Source organism: Flavobacterium psychrophilum (genome assembly GCA_001708385.1).
In the GTDB taxonomy this organism is placed as follows: Bacteria; Bacteroidota; Bacteroidia; order Flavobacteriales; family Flavobacteriaceae; genus Flavobacterium; species Flavobacterium psychrophilum_A.
Map to the genome: position 1 here is coordinate 4109145 of CP012388.1, position 16506 is coordinate 4125650.

At 38.9% G+C, this 16506-nt stretch carries 15 protein-coding genes and 1 pseudogene; 4 read left to right on the top strand and 12 right to left on the bottom strand.

Translation table 11 applies throughout. The features are described 5' to 3' along the window. The first annotated feature begins 18 nt into the window (after positions 1-18). Positions 19-2361 carry an ATP-dependent DNA helicase gene (locus ALW18_18050; protein ID AOE54238.1) on the top strand — a complete coding sequence of 781 codons (2343 nt, stop codon included), beginning with the start codon at positions 19-21 and terminating at the stop codon, positions 2359-2361. 49 nt (positions 2362-2410) lie between these two features. Here ALW18_18050 and ALW18_18055 read toward each other — a convergent pair whose 3' ends face one another. The 10 genes from ALW18_18055 to ALW18_18100 all read right to left on the bottom strand — a co-directional run bounded on the left by ALW18_18055 (position 2411) and on the right by ALW18_18100 (position 10729). Beyond that, the gene (locus ALW18_18055) at positions 2411-3283 is read right to left on the bottom strand and encodes an ABC transporter permease (GenBank protein ID AOE54479.1); all 873 of its coding nucleotides are present in this window, start codon (positions 3281-3283) and stop codon (positions 2411-2413) included. Positions 3284-3343: 60 nt separating this feature from the next. Further along, a complete protein-coding gene (locus ALW18_18060; GenBank protein ID AOE54239.1) occupies positions 3344-4783 on the bottom strand; it encodes an amino acid transporter in 1440 nt (479 codons plus the stop codon). A 17-nt stretch (positions 4784-4800) separates the two neighbouring features. Further along, entirely contained in the window at positions 4801-5430 is a 630-nt protein-coding gene (locus ALW18_18065; protein AOE54240.1) for a hypothetical protein, read from the bottom strand. A gap of 3 nt (positions 5431-5433) precedes the next feature. Then, complete coding sequence (gene metQ, locus ALW18_18070; protein AOE54480.1) at positions 5434-6252, bottom strand: DL-methionine transporter substrate-binding subunit; 819 nt, start codon at positions 6250-6252, stop codon at positions 5434-5436. A gap of 25 nt (positions 6253-6277) precedes the next feature. Then, positions 6278-6931, bottom strand: a complete 654-nt coding sequence (locus ALW18_18075; protein AOE54241.1) for a DL-methionine transporter permease subunit — start codon at positions 6929-6931, stop codon at positions 6278-6280. Further along, entirely contained in the window at positions 6924-7955 is a 1032-nt protein-coding gene (locus ALW18_18080) for a hypothetical protein (GenBank protein AOE54242.1), read from the bottom strand. Before ALW18_18080 ends, ALW18_18075 begins: the two co-directional genes overlap by 8 nt. Before the next feature lie 12 nt (positions 7956-7967). Next, positions 7968-8972 (bottom strand): hypothetical protein, encoded by a 1005-nt coding sequence (locus tag ALW18_18085; GenBank protein ID AOE54243.1) that lies wholly within the window; start codon positions 8970-8972, stop codon positions 7968-7970. A gap of 166 nt (positions 8973-9138) precedes the next feature. Beyond that, a complete protein-coding gene (locus ALW18_18090; GenBank protein AOE54244.1) occupies positions 9139-9876 on the bottom strand; it encodes an alpha/beta hydrolase in 738 nt (245 codons plus the stop codon). Positions 9877-10041: 165 nt separating this feature from the next. Next, positions 10042-10353 carry a transcriptional regulator gene (locus ALW18_18095; protein AOE54245.1) on the bottom strand — a complete coding sequence of 104 codons (312 nt, stop codon included), beginning with the start codon at positions 10351-10353 and terminating at the stop codon, positions 10042-10044. Between the two features lie 85 nt (positions 10354-10438). Beyond that, the gene (locus ALW18_18100; GenBank protein AOE54246.1) at positions 10439-10729 is read right to left on the bottom strand and encodes a hypothetical protein; all 291 of its coding nucleotides are present in this window, start codon (positions 10727-10729) and stop codon (positions 10439-10441) included. Between the two features lie 324 nt (positions 10730-11053). Between ALW18_18100 and ALW18_18105 the strand changes: the two genes are divergently transcribed. Next, on the top strand, positions 11054-12280 hold the full coding sequence (locus ALW18_18105) for a glucose dehydrogenase (protein ID AOE54247.1): 1227 nt from the start codon (positions 11054-11056) through the stop codon (positions 12278-12280). 119 nt (positions 12281-12399) lie between these two features. Here the strand turns inward: ALW18_18105 and ALW18_18110 are convergent, their stop codons facing one another. Together ALW18_18110 and ALW18_18115 are read right to left on the bottom strand one after the other, a co-directional pair. Further along, complete coding sequence (locus tag ALW18_18110) at positions 12400-13077, bottom strand: hypothetical protein (protein ID AOE54248.1); 678 nt, start codon at positions 13075-13077, stop codon at positions 12400-12402. Between the two features lie 94 nt (positions 13078-13171). Beyond that, positions 13172-13537 (bottom strand): annotated as a pseudogene (locus ALW18_18115) (hypothetical protein). Between the two features lie 265 nt (positions 13538-13802). On the opposite strand from ALW18_18115, the gene ALW18_18120 reads away from it, so the two are divergent. Then, positions 13803-14195, top strand: coding sequence for a hypothetical protein (locus tag ALW18_18120; protein ID AOE54249.1), 393 nt, complete (start codon positions 13803-13805; stop codon positions 14193-14195). Between the two features lie 442 nt (positions 14196-14637). Beyond that, a complete protein-coding gene (locus tag ALW18_18125) occupies positions 14638-16437 on the top strand; it encodes a hypothetical protein (protein ID AOE54250.1) in 1800 nt (599 codons plus the stop codon). Positions 16438-16506: the final 69 nt, after the last annotated feature.

Genomic DNA, 16506 nt, shown 5'->3' on the forward strand with positions numbered 1-16506 from the left:
GCATTGTAAATTGCAACAATGGATATTCACAGTTATATAAGCCAGTTAAACGAAGCCCAACAGGCACCAACCCTTCAGAAAGACGGTCCGATGATCGTAATTGCAGGAGCAGGTTCGGGCAAAACAAGGGTATTAACAATACGTATTGCCTACCTGATGAGTCAGGGGGTAGATGCCTTCAACATTCTTTCGCTAACCTTTACCAACAAGGCGGCAAAGGAGATGAAAAAACGTATCTCTGATATTGTAGGTAATTCTGAGGCTAAAAACCTATGGATGGGAACTTTCCACTCCATATTTGCCAAAATACTTCGTTTTGAAGCCGATAAGCTTGGCTATCCTTCTAACTTTAGTATATACGATTCGCAGGACAGTTTGCGTCTTATCGGGTCTATCATCAAAGAAAAACAGCTCGATAAGGATGTATACAAACCAAAACAGGTTTTAGGAAGGATATCAACCTATAAAAACAGCCTTATTACTGTCAAAGCGTATTATAACGACCCTGAACTTCAGGAAGCCGACGCAATGTCTAAAAAGCCGCGTCTTGGTGAAATTTATGAGGCCTATGTAGACCGTTGCTTTAAAGCAGGCGCGATGGACTTTGATGACCTTTTATTACGTACCAACGAATTGCTTACCCGATTTCCGGATGTACTTATGAAGTACCAGGATCGATTTAGATATATACTGGTTGATGAGTACCAGGATACCAACCACTCGCAGTACCTTATTGTACGTGCACTGTCGGACAGGTTCCAGAATATTTGTGTGGTAGGCGATGATGCCCAGAGTATCTACGCATTCCGTGGCGCGAACATTAACAACATTCTTAACTTCCAGAAAGATTATGATAATGTGCAGATGTACCGCCTTGAGCAGAACTACCGTTCGAGTAAAAATATAGTAGAGGCAGCAAACGCTATTATAGATAATAACAAGACCAAACTTGATAAAGTGGTGTGGACATCTAACGATGACGGACCAAAAATTAAGGTACACCGCAGCCTTACCGATGGTGAAGAAGGACGATTTGTTGCCAGTACCATTTTTGAAGAGAAAATGAGAAACCAGCTTACCAATAACAAGTTTGCTATTTTGTACCGTACCAATGCACAATCGCGTGCTATGGAGGATGCCCTGCGTAAGCGTGATATTCCATACCGTATCTTTGGAGGACTTTCTTTCTATCAGAGAAAAGAGATTAAAGATGTGCTATCATATTTAAGGCTTGTTATCAATCCGAAGGATGAAGAAGCACTTATGCGTGTTATCAATTATCCTGCAAGAGGTATTGGAGACAGTACTATAGAAAAGCTTACGGTTGCTGCTAACCATTACGGAAGGTCGGTTTACGAAGTTATGGAAAACATAGACCGTATAGACCTTAGGCTGAACAACGGTACTAAGAACAAGCTTCAGGATTTTGTTACCATGATTAAAAGTTTTCAGGCAATTAACGAAACGCAGGATGCTTTTTTCCTTGCCGATCACGTTGCAAAGAAAACCGGACTTATACAGGAGCTTAAGAAAGATGCAACGCCCGAAGGTATTGCACGTATAGAGAATATAGAAGAATTACTAAATGGTATAAGGGACTTTATTGAAGGCCAGAGAGAAGTAGACGGTGCACGTGGTGCCCTTTCTGAATTCCTTGAAGATGTTGCACTGGCTACCGACCTTGATAAAGATACTGGAGATGACGACCGTGTGGCACTAATGACCATTCACCTTGCAAAAGGACTTGAATTTCCGCACGTCTTTATAGTGGGGATGGAAGAAGACCTTTTCCCGAGTGCAATGAGTATGAATACACGTAGTGAACTGGAAGAGGAAAGAAGGCTGTTTTATGTAGCCCTTACCCGTGCCGAACATCAGGCATATCTTACGTATGCACAGTCACGTTACCGTTGGGGTAAACTTGTAGACAGCGAACCATCGCGTTTTATTGAGGAGATTACAGAGAAATACCTTGAATTCCTTACACCGACAGAAACCAACTACCGCTATAAACCAATGATCAACGCGGATGTATTTGGTGACGTAGATAAATCGAAGTTAAGACAAACAAAACCAAACAATACACCACCACCTAAGTGGGTTACCGATAACGATCCTAAACCGGATCTGCCTATCCGTAAGCTGAAGCCAATGTCCGGTAATGCTCCGGTATCGTCAGGTCCGGCAATGCCCGACACAAAGCTGGTACCCGGCAATGTGGTAATGCACGAACGTTTTGGCAAAGGAAAAGTTATAAATCTTGAAGGTGTTGGCGCCGATAAAAAAGCGGAAATCAACTTTGAAGTTGGCGGAATTAAAAAACTGCTGTTGCGGTTTGCCAAACTCGATATTATTGGATAAAACAAAAGCCTGCTGATAAGCAGGCTTTTGTTTTTTAACGCCGATAACATTAAAGAAAGGCTTTGATAATAGTATAAGATGATGTTAATATAATTAGTATGCCGACACCAAGAAACAATGCTTTTTTATTGATTCTCGAAGCAATATAGGCACCTGCCGGAGCAGCAATGATTCCGCCTGCAACAAGTCCGGCAATAATCTGCCAGTGGTCTACACCCAGAAAAGTTATAAATACCGAAGTAGCAAAGAAGGTTACAAAAAACTCAGCAGTATTAACCGTACCAATTGCCTGTCTTGGGTTCTTACCCTGGCTAAGCAGGTTAGAGGTAACAATTGGTCCCCATCCGCCACCACCAATGGCATCCATAAAACCGCCCACCAATGCCAGTAGTGGTGCTCTCTTTACAGGTTTTTTCTCTTTGTTTTTTTTGCTGAATCCTTTGTAAATTATGTAGATACCCAAAAAGAGTAAATAAATAGCGATGTAAGGTTTCAGAAAATCCCCATCTAACAATCCTGATACTAAATAGGCACCGGTAACAGCACCGATTACACCGGTTATTACAATCTGAAAAAACAGTTTTTTATCTATGTTTTTAAATTTGATATGCGATAACCCGGATACCCCAGTCGTAAAAACCTCTGAAGCATGTACACTGGCTGATGCAAGATTTGCAGGTATGCCAAAATTCATGAGTAATGTGGTGCAGCTTACGCCATACGCCATACCCAGGGCACCATCAATCATTTGTGCAACGAAGCCAACAACCATAAAAAAGTAAAAGTCGTTTGTAAACGCAAGTGTCCCGTTAGAGAATTCATTAAATATAAGATACCCAAATGATACTAGTAATATACTTTTAAGAACAAGTATGGTAACCGCAATATGCCTGAAGGTTATCTTAGTGCCTATTTGTTCAATTCTTAGTGCTAAATTCATAATCTATAGTTGTAGTTAGAATGATGTTGGTTTTGGATAACTTTATTTGTTCAGTTTGCTGTTTTTGCGCCCATAGGCAAAGTAAAATACTACGCCAATAAGCATCCAGATAAATAGCCTTACCCAGCTTTCTCCCGGTAAGCCTGTCATAAGGAAAACACAAACCCCAATACCCAGTAAAGGAATATAGGGTACTCCGGGAACTTTAAATGGCCTGTGTATCTCCGGGCTTTTGTAGCGTAAAATAATAACGCCCAACGCTACAAGCGAAAAAGCAAATAAAGTACCGATGCTTACCATATGGCCCAGATCTGAAATAGGAACGAAACCTGCCAGTATGCCTACAAAAACTAAAAAGAACAAATTTGTTTTCCACGGTGTTTTAAACTGAGAATGAATTTCGCTGAAAAATGAGGGTAACAGCCCATCTTTAGACATACTGTAAAACACACGCGACTGCCCCATAAGCATTACAAGTATTACAGAAGTATATCCGGCTAAAATGGCAATGATAAGCGCACTGTTTAAAAAGCTGTAACCTGTAACAGCAAAAGCAGTAGCAGCCGGACTGGCATCTCCTTTAAAAGCTGTGTACGGAACAAGCCCTGTCATAACATATGCAAACACAACATAAAGTATTGTGGCTACCAGAAGAGATCCAATAATGCCTATTGGCATGTCCTTTTGTGGGTTTTTAGCTTCCTGGGCTGCGGTAGATACAGCATCAAAACCTATAAAACCAAAGAAGACGACTGCCGCTCCACGAACTACGCCAGACCATCCGAAATGGCCGAATTCGCCTGTGTTCTCAGGTAGGAACGGACTGTAATTTGCCGGATTGATAAAAGACCATCCCAATGCAATGAAAAGTATGATTACACTTATTTTTATAATAACCAATATTGTATTTAAGCCTGAAGATTCTTTAGTTCCTTTAGCCAGAACAAAAGATAAAATAGCGACGATGATAACGGCAGGAAGGTTAATTATACCACCTTCTAAGAGTGTTCCATCGGCAAGCTTCACTGTATCGAAGGGTGAGGCTGTAAGCTCAGGCGGTAAATTGATATGAAATATGGAGAGTAACTTTACCGCGTAACTTGACCAGCTTACGGCAACAGTAGCTGATGCCAGCGCATATTCCAGTACCAGATCCCAGCCTATAATCCACGCCATGAATTCACCCAGTGTTGCATAAGTGTAAGTGTAAGCAGACCCTGCAACCGGAATCATAGATGCATATTCGGCGTAGCAAAGTGCACAAAAAGCACAGGCTACTGCTGCAAGTACAAAAGATAGAATTACAGCAGGTCCTGCATTTTCGGAAGCGACTATTCCCGTAAGGGAAAAAATTCCCGCGCCTACAATAGCACCTATGCCCAAAGCGACAAGGTGAATAGGGCCAAGGCTTCGCTTAAGCGTATTTCCGTTTTGATTTTGCTGCTCTTTAACGAGCTGTTCTATTGGTTTTTTAGAGAACATAATAGTATTCGTTTCAATTATATAGTAGAAGTGACAGATTCTTTCCTGAATTTAGGAAGGCTCAGGTTGTAGCGTACTGCCATTATTCTGATAGTAACAATAACACTGCCCGACAGCCAGAAATTAAGGTTGCGGCTAATATGAAAGTGATGAAGTGTTAAGTAGAGCAGCGCACCGGCAAGGCAGGCTGTTGCATAAATTTCTTTATGAAAAATAATAGGTATTTCATGCGTAAGTATATCCCGTATTACGCCGCCCATAACAGCACTGAACATACCCATAATAGCTGCTGTTTCCGGCCCGGCGCCAAGGCTTAATGCTTTCTCTGTACCAACAATGGTAAAGAGTGCGATACCCAGAGTGTCAAATAGGAATAGTGTTTTACGCAACTTGTGCAAAGTGGTATAAAAAACACTGGCAAGTACGGTTCCGCCTAAAATGGCGTAAATAAAGTAAACGTCCTTTACCCATACAATTGGGTAACATCCTAAAAGTACATCGCGAAGGCTACCACCGCCTATGGCTGTTATGAAGCCAATGAAGGTGACCCCAAACCAGTCCGGGGTCGATTTTCTGTTGGCTGCCAGTGCTCCTGAAATAGCGAAAAAAGCGGTGCCCAGCACTTCGAATAGATATTGTACTTTCATGACCTACCAGCCTTTTAAAGCCCCTCCTTTAAATTGTTCTTCTGCTGCCTTCTCAACTTCTGCCGATTGATAAGCCTTAACAAATTGCTTAATTTTTTCCTGGGTCTTGTTGCTTTCTCTCGACACGATAAGATTCACATAAGGAGAATCGGTATCTTCTACAAATAAGGCGTCACGCGACGGTACAAGGCCTGCCTGTGCCGAAAAGGTATTATTTATTATGGCTATAGTAACTTCCTGGTCGTCCAGTACACGTGGCAATTGGGGAGCTTCCAATTCTACAATTTTAAAGTTTTTCGGATTTGCCGTTATATCGGTAACCTTTGGCAAAAGGCCAATACCCTGTTTAAGGGTTATAAGTCCGTTTTTCTGCAATAACAGTAACGACCTGCCGCCGTTGGTAGGGTCATTAGGAATTGCAATGGTAGATCCGGGCTTTAGCTCGTTTAGTGTTTTAATTTTCTTAGAGTAGGCAGCAATAGGGTATAGGAAGGTTTTGCCTACAACAGCCAAGTTATAACCCCTCTGTTTAGACTGCTCCTGTAAATAAGGTAAATGCTGGAAGGCATTAATATCTATATCGCCCTGATTCAATGCTTCATTAGGTACTACGTAGTCGTTAAACGATACAAGCTCAACTTCCAGTCCGTATTTTTGTTTTGCTACCTTTTGTGCTGCCTTTGCGAGGGCATACTCCGGTCCAGACGATACCCCAACCTTAATGTGGTGGGCATCTTCGTTTTTAGATCCGTTACATCCTGAAAGGACAATCAGTAATGCTATTGCTGTATAAAGTGAGGTTATTTTTCTTTTTGTATTCATGAGTGTCGATTTACTGTTATTAATTTTATCTGTGGTCAAAGTGTCTTGAAAGGCGGTCACCCGCAAACTGAATTATAAATACCAATGCCACAAGTAGTATAAGTACAATATTCATAACGGCAGCATCATATCCTATGTACCCATACTGGTAGCCGATCTGTCCGAGGCCGCCTGCACCTACAGCACCACCCATTGCAGAATAGCCAACAAGGGTAATAAGTGTTATAGCCGCAGCGTTTATAAGTGATGGTAAAGCCTCGGGCAGCAATACTTTAAAAACAATTTGAAGCGGGGTTGCACCGAGTGCCCTTGCAGCTTCTATAAGCCCGCCGGGTAAGCTAAGCAGACTGTTTTCAACCAATCGTGCGATAAATGGCGCAGCACCAATGCTAAGCGGCACGAGGGCAGCACTAACACCAATAGATGTACCTATAAGCCCTCTTGTAAAAGGAATCATCCATACAATAAGAATGATAAAGGGTATTGACCTGAAGATGTTTACTGTTATAGAAAGTATCCTGTTGAAAGCGGGCTGTTCCATTAGTTGGCCTTTTCTGGTAAGGAATAGTAATATGCCTGCAGGCAAACCCAACACGAAACCGAAGAAGCCAGACACGAAGGTCATTACAATGGTTTCCCAAAAACCCAGAGATAACAAAGAGATGGTAGATTCAGACATAGCCAAGTGTATCGGTTTTTATATTGTTTGTTTTAAGGTAATTAATAGCCAATTGCTGTTTGGCAAGGTCTCCGGATAATTCTACAAGCAATATCCCAAATCGTGTTGCGCCTGCGTAGGTAGTCTGTGCGCTAACAATATTTGCATTGATGTTAAAACGCAGTGCCGCCTGTGTTAGTAATGGTTCATCAGTACTTTCGCCTGTAAATTCAAGTTTAAGAAGTGTATTATACCCCTGCACATAATTTGTTTTAAGCTTTTCGGCATAGAAAACAGGCACTTCAACATGAAGCGCAGAGGATATAAATTCGCGTGTAAGCGGTTCTTTCGGGCTGGCAAACACATCGCCCACACTGCCTTGCTCTACCAGTTTTCCGTGGCTTATTACAGCCACACGGTCACAGATCGCCTGTATAACCTCCATTTGATGGGTAATCAATACTATCGTAATGTTCAGTTTCTTATTGATATCCTTTAACAGATTAAGGATTGAGCGGGTAGTAGCAGGGTCTAATGCTGAAGTTGCCTCATCGCACAAAAGCACTTTAGGGTTGTTAGCCAAAGTACGTGCTATTGCTACACGCTGCTTTTGCCCTCCCGATAAATTTGCCGGATATTCGTTGCTTTTTTCCTGTAATCCTACCAATCCAAGCAGTTCTTCTACACGCTGGCGTATAACATCTTTAGATAAGCCTGCAAGTTCCAGAGGAAAAGCTACATTGCCATAAACTGTTCGTGAAGACAACAGGTTAAAATGCTGAAATATCATCCCTATCTGTCTTCTTTGCAATGTAAGCTCTTTGTTAGAAAGCTTTAATAATGGTTTGCCGCCAACTATAATTTCGCCATTGGTGGGGCGTTCTAAAAGGTTAACGCAACGTATGAGCGTGCTTTTTCCTGCACCTGAAGTGCCAATGATGCCAAAGATAATCCCTTCGGGAACATGCAGTGAGACATTGGAAAGAGCGTGTACCTGTCTTCCCGATTTGGAAAAGGTTTTACTCACATTTTTTAATTCAATCATTTCATTTAAAATTTAATAATGCGTTATGTGGCGATACGGATTGGTAATACGGTTTACTATGCGTTCAAAATAGCGCAGGCGTACTTTATTTCTTTTGCTTATGCGGTAACTGGTGATATTAGTTAGCAAAACGCCGCCAAGTATTATTGCAAGACCCCATGATTGGGTTGCAGAAATACTTTCATCTGCAATAAGCCATCCAAAGAGTACAGCCACTACAGGGTTAACGTAAGTATGTGTACTTACCAGTGCGGGAGGCCTTACCGATAAAAGCCAGATAAACGAAAGGTAAGCTGCTATCGACCCAAAAAAGATAAGATAAACCAGTCCGCCCCACGCTTCTGTTGGTATAGACAACAGTTGAAGACTGCCCCATTCGCCGGAGGCAGTTGCTATCAGTAAGCTTAACACACCACCTACAATAAGCTGTTGCCCTACGTTCATGAAGATAGAGTGTGATGAAGCCCTGTTTTTAGAAAATAGCGATCCAACAACCCAAAGCACAGAACTTACAAAAAGTACGGCTATAGCTATAATCCGAAGGCTACCGTTTCCGTTATGCGTGCCACTTATAATACTGTCTTTTACAAACAATAACAATCCACCAATACCTATCAGTAATCCGGTGACAACAAGCGGACTCGAAAAATATTTTTTCCAGTTCTTTTTGTCAAGCAGTATAAACCAAAATGGTTCTGTAGCCATGATAATTGCGGCTTCTGTAGAGGTAATATATTGTTCGCCCCACGCCACAAGACCTACACCGGCGGCCAGAATTAAAAGCCCCGGAATAAAGTTTTTGTACCAGTTGGTTATTGAGTTAGGTTTCTCGCCTTTAGCCCAAAGCCAGGCAAGAATAATAAATCCGGCAATTAAAAAGCGTAACCCCGAAAGCACAAAAGGAGGGAAGCCTTTAAGCCCATAGGTAATGGCAAGGTAAGTGGTTCCCCAAATAATATAAATGCCGGCAAAAGCCAGTATAAGTCGAAATTTAAAATTATTGATAATTGTATTCATGATAAAAATTGGTTTTGAAAATAAAAGCCCCTTTACATGGTTTGTAAAAGGGCTTAGCTAATATTATAATTCTCTATAAACTACGCATAAGACTTCTACAACATCGCCCCTCCGGCATGTAGCAGCACATCATAATAAAATGGGTATTTACAGAACTATTCATAACTTATGTATTTAAAAACTCTTCCAATTTTTTATTAAACTCTTCCGGTTGCTCCATCATAGGAGCGTGTCCACAATGGTTGATGAGGTGTAGGTGTGCATTAGGCAGCAGGAAAAAGAATTCTTCTGCAACACTAATAGGTGTTACAATATCCTGTATACCCCAAATTAAAAGTACCGGCAGAGTTATAGTATATAATGTATCTTTAAGATTCTGGCTACGGGCTGCTTTGGCAGTACGTACTACAGAAAGTGCCTTTTCCCTATCTTGTATTGTAGCATATACATCATCAATAAGAGCGTCAGATATGGCTTCCTGATTGTAGAACACTTCTCTCACTTTATCTGATATAAACTCAAAGTCATTAATGCGCGGAAAAGAAATATCCATAGCGCTTTCATACAATCCTGAGCTTCCTGTTAAAACTAATTTATCAACCTCATTAGGATATTCCAGTGCATAAAGCAGTGTAATGTGTCCTCCAAGCGAGTTACCAATTAATACAGGCTTGGTTATTTTTTTTGTAGTAATATATTCCCTAAGAAATGCAACATAGTGATCCAGATTAGCCTCTTTTGAATTTTTCTTGTAAAGTGGTAATTCAGGAACATATATATTATGGATGGCTTCAAACTTTTGTTTTACCAATTGCCAGTTGCTAAGATTACCAAATAGTCCGTGCAATAGGATAATATCCTTTGCTTTTGCTTTGGGCGGATTTGTAAGTACTACATTTTCCATAATCAGGCGGGTTTGATAATTATGGCACAAATGTAAAGTAATATTTTGTATCAACAAAGTCTATAGGATTAATAGACTATTAAAATTTTGTTATTATCACGATAAAATATTGCAGTGTTATAAATACGGAGATTTATATGAATAGAAAATAATGATGCGGATTGCTTATTTTAAAGCTTCTAACTGTAAAAAGACAGGGATAACTAACTTTCCTTTTTCAGTGAGGTTATACTCTATATGCAAAGGTTTTTGCTTAACGATTATTTTCTCTAAAAGTCCTTCGTCTTCCAGTTCACGTAATGCAACAGATAACGATTGCTTATTAGAACCGGGTATCAAACGTAATAAACCACTAAAGCGTAATGGAGATTCTACAGCTAATTTAAAAATTTCTGCCTTCCATTTACCAGATAGTATTTTTAGAAGCCCTTGAGCGGGACAGGTTTCAGTTTTCTCTGTTAGTTTATCTGTAGTCATAAATTTCTGACTTATTGTAAAGTGTGATTATCTGGTGCATATTTGTACAAATGTAAAAATTATATAAGATCATCATGAAAAAAAGCTACATATCAGAATTGAGTACAGATAAATTAATTAAAAGGAGAGAGTTATTTAAGGGAGTTGTGTTAGGATTTATAATTATCTGGCTCCTGGTTTTCGGAATAGGGGTATATTTATATTTGAACAAATCAGATGGAAAATTATTTTTTATGCTTTTCCCGCTCTCGGGAACGCTATTACCATTGTATGTGTATTTGAATTCATTGAAAGCTGAAATAAAAAGCAGATCTTCAAGATAATCCACTGAGGCTGATTTAACAATCAGCCTTTTTTTATGCTTTTGTGTTACCATCAATTACTCAATAAATAGTCTCGCTATTAGATATGAATATAATAACTACTGTTTGCGGTCAAATACTAAATAAATATTAAAAAACTGGTAATCTCGTACAGATAAAATTAATATTGTAGTAAACAAAGTGCAATTAGTGCAACTGTTATTACTTGTAATACTGCACATTTCTTATGCCCCGGTTTTAAAGTCACCACTATATATAATGTTTATTAAGGCAAATAAAATATATGAACGTAATAAAACGTTCTGATTTTTTGTGGCTTTTTTTGAGAGTACTGAACAATGAAAAATCGATCCAATAATTAAATTTTTTTGAAGACTATGAAAAACACAATTTATCTAACTGCTATTTCAGCAGCTTTCTTTACATTGGCAGGATGTGCAGATGATGACAAATCTACAACAGCACCTGTAGTAACAGGGCCACCCGTAGAATCTAGTGACCCGAATACAAATTACACGCCTGCATTTTCAGGACAAACCCGTGCCAATGGGGCGCAGACTACAACGGCATATGGCTTTGATATTTTAACTACAGCGCTGGCTTCTCCATGGGGAATAACCGGTTTACCCGATGGGCGTCTTTTGGTTACAGAAAAGGGTGGAAGTTTACGTATTGTTACGCAAGCAGGTGTTGTAAGTAATCCGATTACAGGTTTGCCACAGGTAAATGCTGACGGACAGGGCGGGCTTTTAGGAATCTGTCTTGACCCGGATTTTGAATCTAACAGAATGATTTATTGGGTTTTTGCTGAAGCTGTATCCGGTGGTAATGTTACTGCTGTTGCTAAAGGAAGGCTTTCTTCAAACGATTCGGCAATTGAATCGTCTACCGTTATCTATCGTGCAAATCCTGCAAATCCTAGTAACCTGCATTACGGAGGTCGTATTCTTTTTGATAAAACAGGCAACCTTTTAGTAAGTACAGGAGAGCGTTCTGTTTTAGAGACACGACCTTTAGCACAATCGGTTACTTCGGGACTTGGAAAGATTATCAGGATTACAACCAACGGTCAGGCTGCACCTGGAAATCCGTCATTTTCTCAAAGCGGAGCTTTGCCCGAATTATATAGTATAGGTCATAGAAATCCTCAGGGAATTGCATTGCACCCTGTTACAGGAGAATTGTGGCAGAGTGAGCATGGGCCAAGAGGAGGAGATGAGATAAACCGTGTTAAGGCAGGAGCAAACTATGGCTGGCCTACAATAACGTACGGAATAGAATATAGTGGAGAGCCTATCGGAGATGCTATACAGCAGCAAGATGGCTTGGAGCAACCTGTTTATTACTGGGACCCTGTAGTGTCACCAAGTGGTATGACATTTTACAAGGGTAACCGCGTTCCGGAGTGGGAGAACAACCTGTTCATAGGAGCACTTAGCGGGTCGCATATTGTTAGGCTTCTTATTCACGATAACCGTGTAATTGGTGAAGAAAGGCTTCTTGCAGGTGAAAACCAAAGATTTAGAGACGTTACCCAAACTGCTGATGGTGCATTATATGCTATTACAGACCAGGGAAGGCTTTACCGTATTGATAAGGAGTAATAATAGTTTCTTCTACATTACGTATAAATATAAAGGCGGCATTATAAAATGCCGCCTTTCCTATTTTACAAAGCTTCGGTAGTAACAGAAAGCCTCAATATAAATTGATAAGTCAATCCTTATTTTTTAGCTGCTTTTACATCGATACCTATTTCGATATCTTTGCTAATCATCCATTCTGCAGGATCAGTTTCGGAAGTTCCAAATTTGATATCCCAGTCAGCGCGGTTAACTGTAAATTTAGCTTGTATTGTTGCAGTACCATCTAATACAGACACTTTTGCAGGGAAAGAAACATTAAGTGCTTTTCCTTTAAGAGTAAGGTTACCGCTTACAGTTTTGTTCGCTCCTTCAACAGCATCTGCTGCAGGCGCTTCCAAAGCAGCAACTTTAGTAATTTTAAAGTCTGCTGTTGGATTCTTTTCAACATCAAAAAAGTCAGCATTTTTTAGGTGACCTTCCAGGTCAGTATATTTTTTATCTTTTTCTGTTACCGAGGCCGGATCTACTTTAAGAGAGTTCATATCGATCACAAAATCGCCGGCAGTAAGCTCAGTCCCTTCTACTGATACTTCACCCGATTTTATGGCAAGCGTACCCCAGCGTGGTGCAAATCCACCTTTATGGAAAGCTTTCCAGTCTACCTTAGATGTTTCAAGGTTTACAGCATACACTTCTCCTTGTTTTTCAGCCACTTGCTGCTCTTCTCCTGTTGTTGTTTCTCCAGAAGATTTTCCTCCGCAAGCGGTAAGAAATAAAGTAACTGCCGCTAATGTCAATACATTTAGTTTTTTCATTTTTTAAATTTTTGTGTTTATATTTATTATTGGTCCTATTGCTATGGTGTTCCATCGCAACCCAAATATATAACAAATGCAATTATTTTTCTAACTATTGTTGCTCATCGGGAACGAAGTAGGTATCAGCATTTTCCTGATATACTATGTAAACCCTCTTCCACGGATCATCATTTAACAACCTCCATGTATGTCCGGTACCGGTATGGTCTGTAGCCAACAACACATCTCCCGGATATAAGGTAAACGAGGCTCATGTTTTTGTTGTAAACTCGAGAATTCCTGATAGGTTAATTACATATTGCGGCACAGGGTCATTGTGCCAGTCTGAAAACGAATTGGCGGCCGTCTCCTTAAAAACAATATGATCTGCCTTTACAAGTTTTTCTGTGCTTATGCTGCCGCTTTTAAAATGAGAATTACCATCGGCACCTGTGTATAAAAAATAGGCTCGTATCATGCTGAAATATTTTAATTGTTATTATATGATTCATTACTGTCTCTAAGTTATTTCATTAAATGGCATCCGCGTTATATCAATCTGTAGTCAGGCAAAAAGTGTCGTTCAAAAGGGTGTTTACAAAGCCGCACTCCTATAGTTAAGCTAACGAAAGTATAAAGTTTAACTGGGTGTACCCTGCAATTGTTACCTTTATAACAGGTAGAATGATAACCACTAAATTTGTAATGGACTTTGGAGAGGTACCACTAATAACGATATCAAGATGGAAATAAATGAACAGCTTTTCTGGCTATTTATCCTGGCTTTACCCATTGCCTGTGTTGCATGGACTGTAACCCATGAAGAGGTATTTAGAGAGCCTAGAGAATATTGTGTATCAAAAAGTAAAAAATCCGATAGACTCTATAAAAGGAAATTCTTTTATCTTTTTACGTGCGAATATTGCTTTAGTCATTACGTTACCATTTTTTTCTTATTCCTTACCAATTTCAGGTTGCTGTTAGATGATTGGAGAGGATACATTATCTCGGGCTTTGCTTTGGTCTTTGTTGCCAATTTATATATGAGCCTTTTCGCGTTACTCCGTCAGGCTATTAAAAAAGAGAAAACAGAAATAGAGGTACTGACTCAGGAAAAAATTCAAAAGGAGAAGTAAAAAACGCGTGACAGGGGGTATACTCTGATTTACTTCTGCGCATCTTTATTTTAAATGTGAAAGAGAATTAAACTGCTTTGCCGTTAGCTTATTAAGTTTTACATTTAGATGAATTCCTTGCTGTGATCTGGAATAAGGGGCATAGGGATAGAAACTGCCAATCTTCAAAAAAACTTAATGCTTTTTATGGGGAAGATTTATTAACCACAAAGCGTTTTGGCGGTAGTGGTGTTGGTATAACAATTAGCAATAAACTTCTTTAAATGAGTGGAAGCGTATCTTAAATATAGGGAACTTATAAAATCGTGTAGGAAACTTGAAGTAAATTACAATATTTCAAAACCTATTACAAGCCGGTAATTGAATCACTTCATTTTGTAGCAGATCAGTATTATTTTTAAGTAAAATTTAAATAATTAACAGAGACTGCTATCTTTGGAAAATGAAACAGAAATATAATATATATTCTCATATCGTTTTATTATTTGTAATTGCATTACTGCTTTACGCGTGTAAGGACAACAATACAAATATTGAATATGTCGTAAATAGAGATAACATTAATTTTGAATCTATAGCTGCTACAAACGTTTCTGAAGCGAGGAGAATTACAGACCAGATGATCCGTAAGGCAGAATCAACAGAAAACGACTCACTTTTTTTAAAAGGCTATTATTACAGGACACTTCTGGATGTAAATACAGGACTAACCGACAGGGTTATCAAGGATAGTGAACGTGCACTTGAATATTCTGAAAAGCTGAATGACGAATATTACAAGAACAAGATATTTACAATGCTGGGCAAGTACTACGTACTTCAGAGTGAATATACAATTGCACTGAATTATTACCTTAAGGCGCGTGATTATTTTGATAAAAATAATGATTTAGAAAATTTATCTGTCGCTTATAATGGATTAGGAATTCTTTACTTTGAGATGGGGGATTTTGATAATTGCATTGTAAACTTTAATAAAGCTTTTGACATTTATAACAAATCGGGAGACGAGAGAGGTATTGGTGTGTTTTACGGTAATATGGGTAATGTTTACATGATTAAAGAAGATTTTTTAAAGGCCAAAGAGTATCAGGAGAAATCACTTGAAACATTTACAACATTAAAAGATACCGTTAATATTGTCAGCATAATGATCAATATCAGTAATATTGAATCTAATCTTAAAAATTACGATTCTTCTTTTAAAATGCTGGACGAAGCTTTAAGACTTTCTGAAACAATAAAAAATCAACGATTAAAAGAGAGAATATTGCTTAATTATGGCCTTGTTTACTCTGAAACCAATGAGCTGGCTAAAGCAAAAACCTACCTTAACGAACAGATTGAACTTACTAAGACCATTAATTTTCCTAGAGGTGAACTTGATGCGTTAGAAAGATTGGCAGAAATAGCGAAGACAGAGAATAAGTACAAAGAATATGCCGAATACACAAGAAGTTATTACAAGTTAAAAGATAGCGTATACGGCTCTGAAGTAAAGCAAAAAATAGAAGAATTAAAGTGGGCCAATGAATTTGAGAAATCTGAACTGGAAAAAAACCTGCTTAAGAGTAAATACGATATTGAAAAGGAGAGGAGCAATTATCTTACTTTTTCAATTATTCTAACTGCATTTGTGTCTTTGCTTATTATTGGGTTTGTATGGCTATTTTACAGAAATAATAAGAAGAGCTTACAGATTAGTGAGTTCGAAAATGAGAAACTTCAGGAAAACATACTTCGGGAACAAATTAGTCATGAAAAGGAAAAGGCTGAAAACGAATTGCTTAAGCTAAAGTCGGAACAGCAGGAGCTGGAACTTGATACAAAAAACAGGGAAATTACAGCTATTAGTCTTCAACTCATCGCTAAAAACAAGCTTATGTCCGAAATCTCGGAGATACTGGAAAATAGCAAAAAATCGAAGTCTAATATTGAGGCCGACTTAAAATCGATACTTTTTCAGAATCAGAATCAGGAAAAAGATTGGGAGCAGTTTCGGGACGTTTTCGAAAAGATCCACCCGGGCTTTTTTGAAAAAATAAAATCAGAATATCCTCAACTTTCAACAACCGATGTAAGAATATGTGCTTATGTTAAGATAAGAATGTCGTTGAACGAAGTTGCCAGTCTTTTAAACATTTCGTTGCAAAGTCTCCATACGTCAAGATATAGGATCAGGAAGAAGCTTAATTTGACATCGGATCAAAATCTTGATGATTTTATCTTCGAAATACAGTAACGTTTTAATTATATTCATAACCTTTTAGTTAAATTCAGGGAAACTATATTTAGAGAATTATTTACATAA

Coding starts and splice junctions, on each gene's coding strand:
- ALW18_18105 (AOE54247.1), top strand. CDS start 11,054: ATGAAAAACACAATTTATCTAACTGCTATTTCAGCAGCTTTCTTTACA.
- ALW18_18095 (AOE54245.1), bottom strand. CDS start 10,353: ATGACTACAGATAAACTAACAGAGAAAACTGAAACCTGTCCCGCTCAA.
- ALW18_18110 (AOE54248.1), bottom strand. CDS start 13,077: ATGAAAAAACTAAATGTATTGACATTAGCGGCAGTTACTTTATTTCTT.
- ALW18_18080 (AOE54242.1), bottom strand. CDS start 7,955: ATGATTGAATTAAAAAATGTGAGTAAAACCTTTTCCAAATCGGGAAGA.
- ALW18_18125 (AOE54250.1), top strand. CDS start 14,638: ATGAAACAGAAATATAATATATATTCTCATATCGTTTTATTATTTGTA.
- ALW18_18060 (AOE54239.1), bottom strand. CDS start 4,783: ATGTTCTCTAAAAAACCAATAGAACAGCTCGTTAAAGAGCAGCAAAAT.
- ALW18_18050 (AOE54238.1), top strand. CDS start 19: ATGGATATTCACAGTTATATAAGCCAGTTAAACGAAGCCCAACAGGCA.
- ALW18_18075 (AOE54241.1), bottom strand. CDS start 6,931: ATGTCTGAATCTACCATCTCTTTGTTATCTCTGGGTTTTTGGGAAACC.
- ALW18_18100 (AOE54246.1), bottom strand. CDS start 10,729: ATGGTAACACAAAAGCATAAAAAAAGGCTGATTGTTAAATCAGCCTCA.
- ALW18_18090 (AOE54244.1), bottom strand. CDS start 9,876: ATGGAAAATGTAGTACTTACAAATCCGCCCAAAGCAAAAGCAAAGGAT.
- ALW18_18120 (AOE54249.1), top strand. CDS start 13,803: ATGGAAATAAATGAACAGCTTTTCTGGCTATTTATCCTGGCTTTACCC.
- metQ (AOE54480.1), bottom strand. CDS start 6,252: ATGAATACAAAAAGAAAAATAACCTCACTTTATACAGCAATAGCATTA.
- ALW18_18085 (AOE54243.1), bottom strand. CDS start 8,972: ATGAATACAATTATCAATAATTTTAAATTTCGACTTATACTGGCTTTT.
- ALW18_18065 (AOE54240.1), bottom strand. CDS start 5,430: ATGAAAGTACAATATCTATTCGAAGTGCTGGGCACCGCTTTTTTCGCT.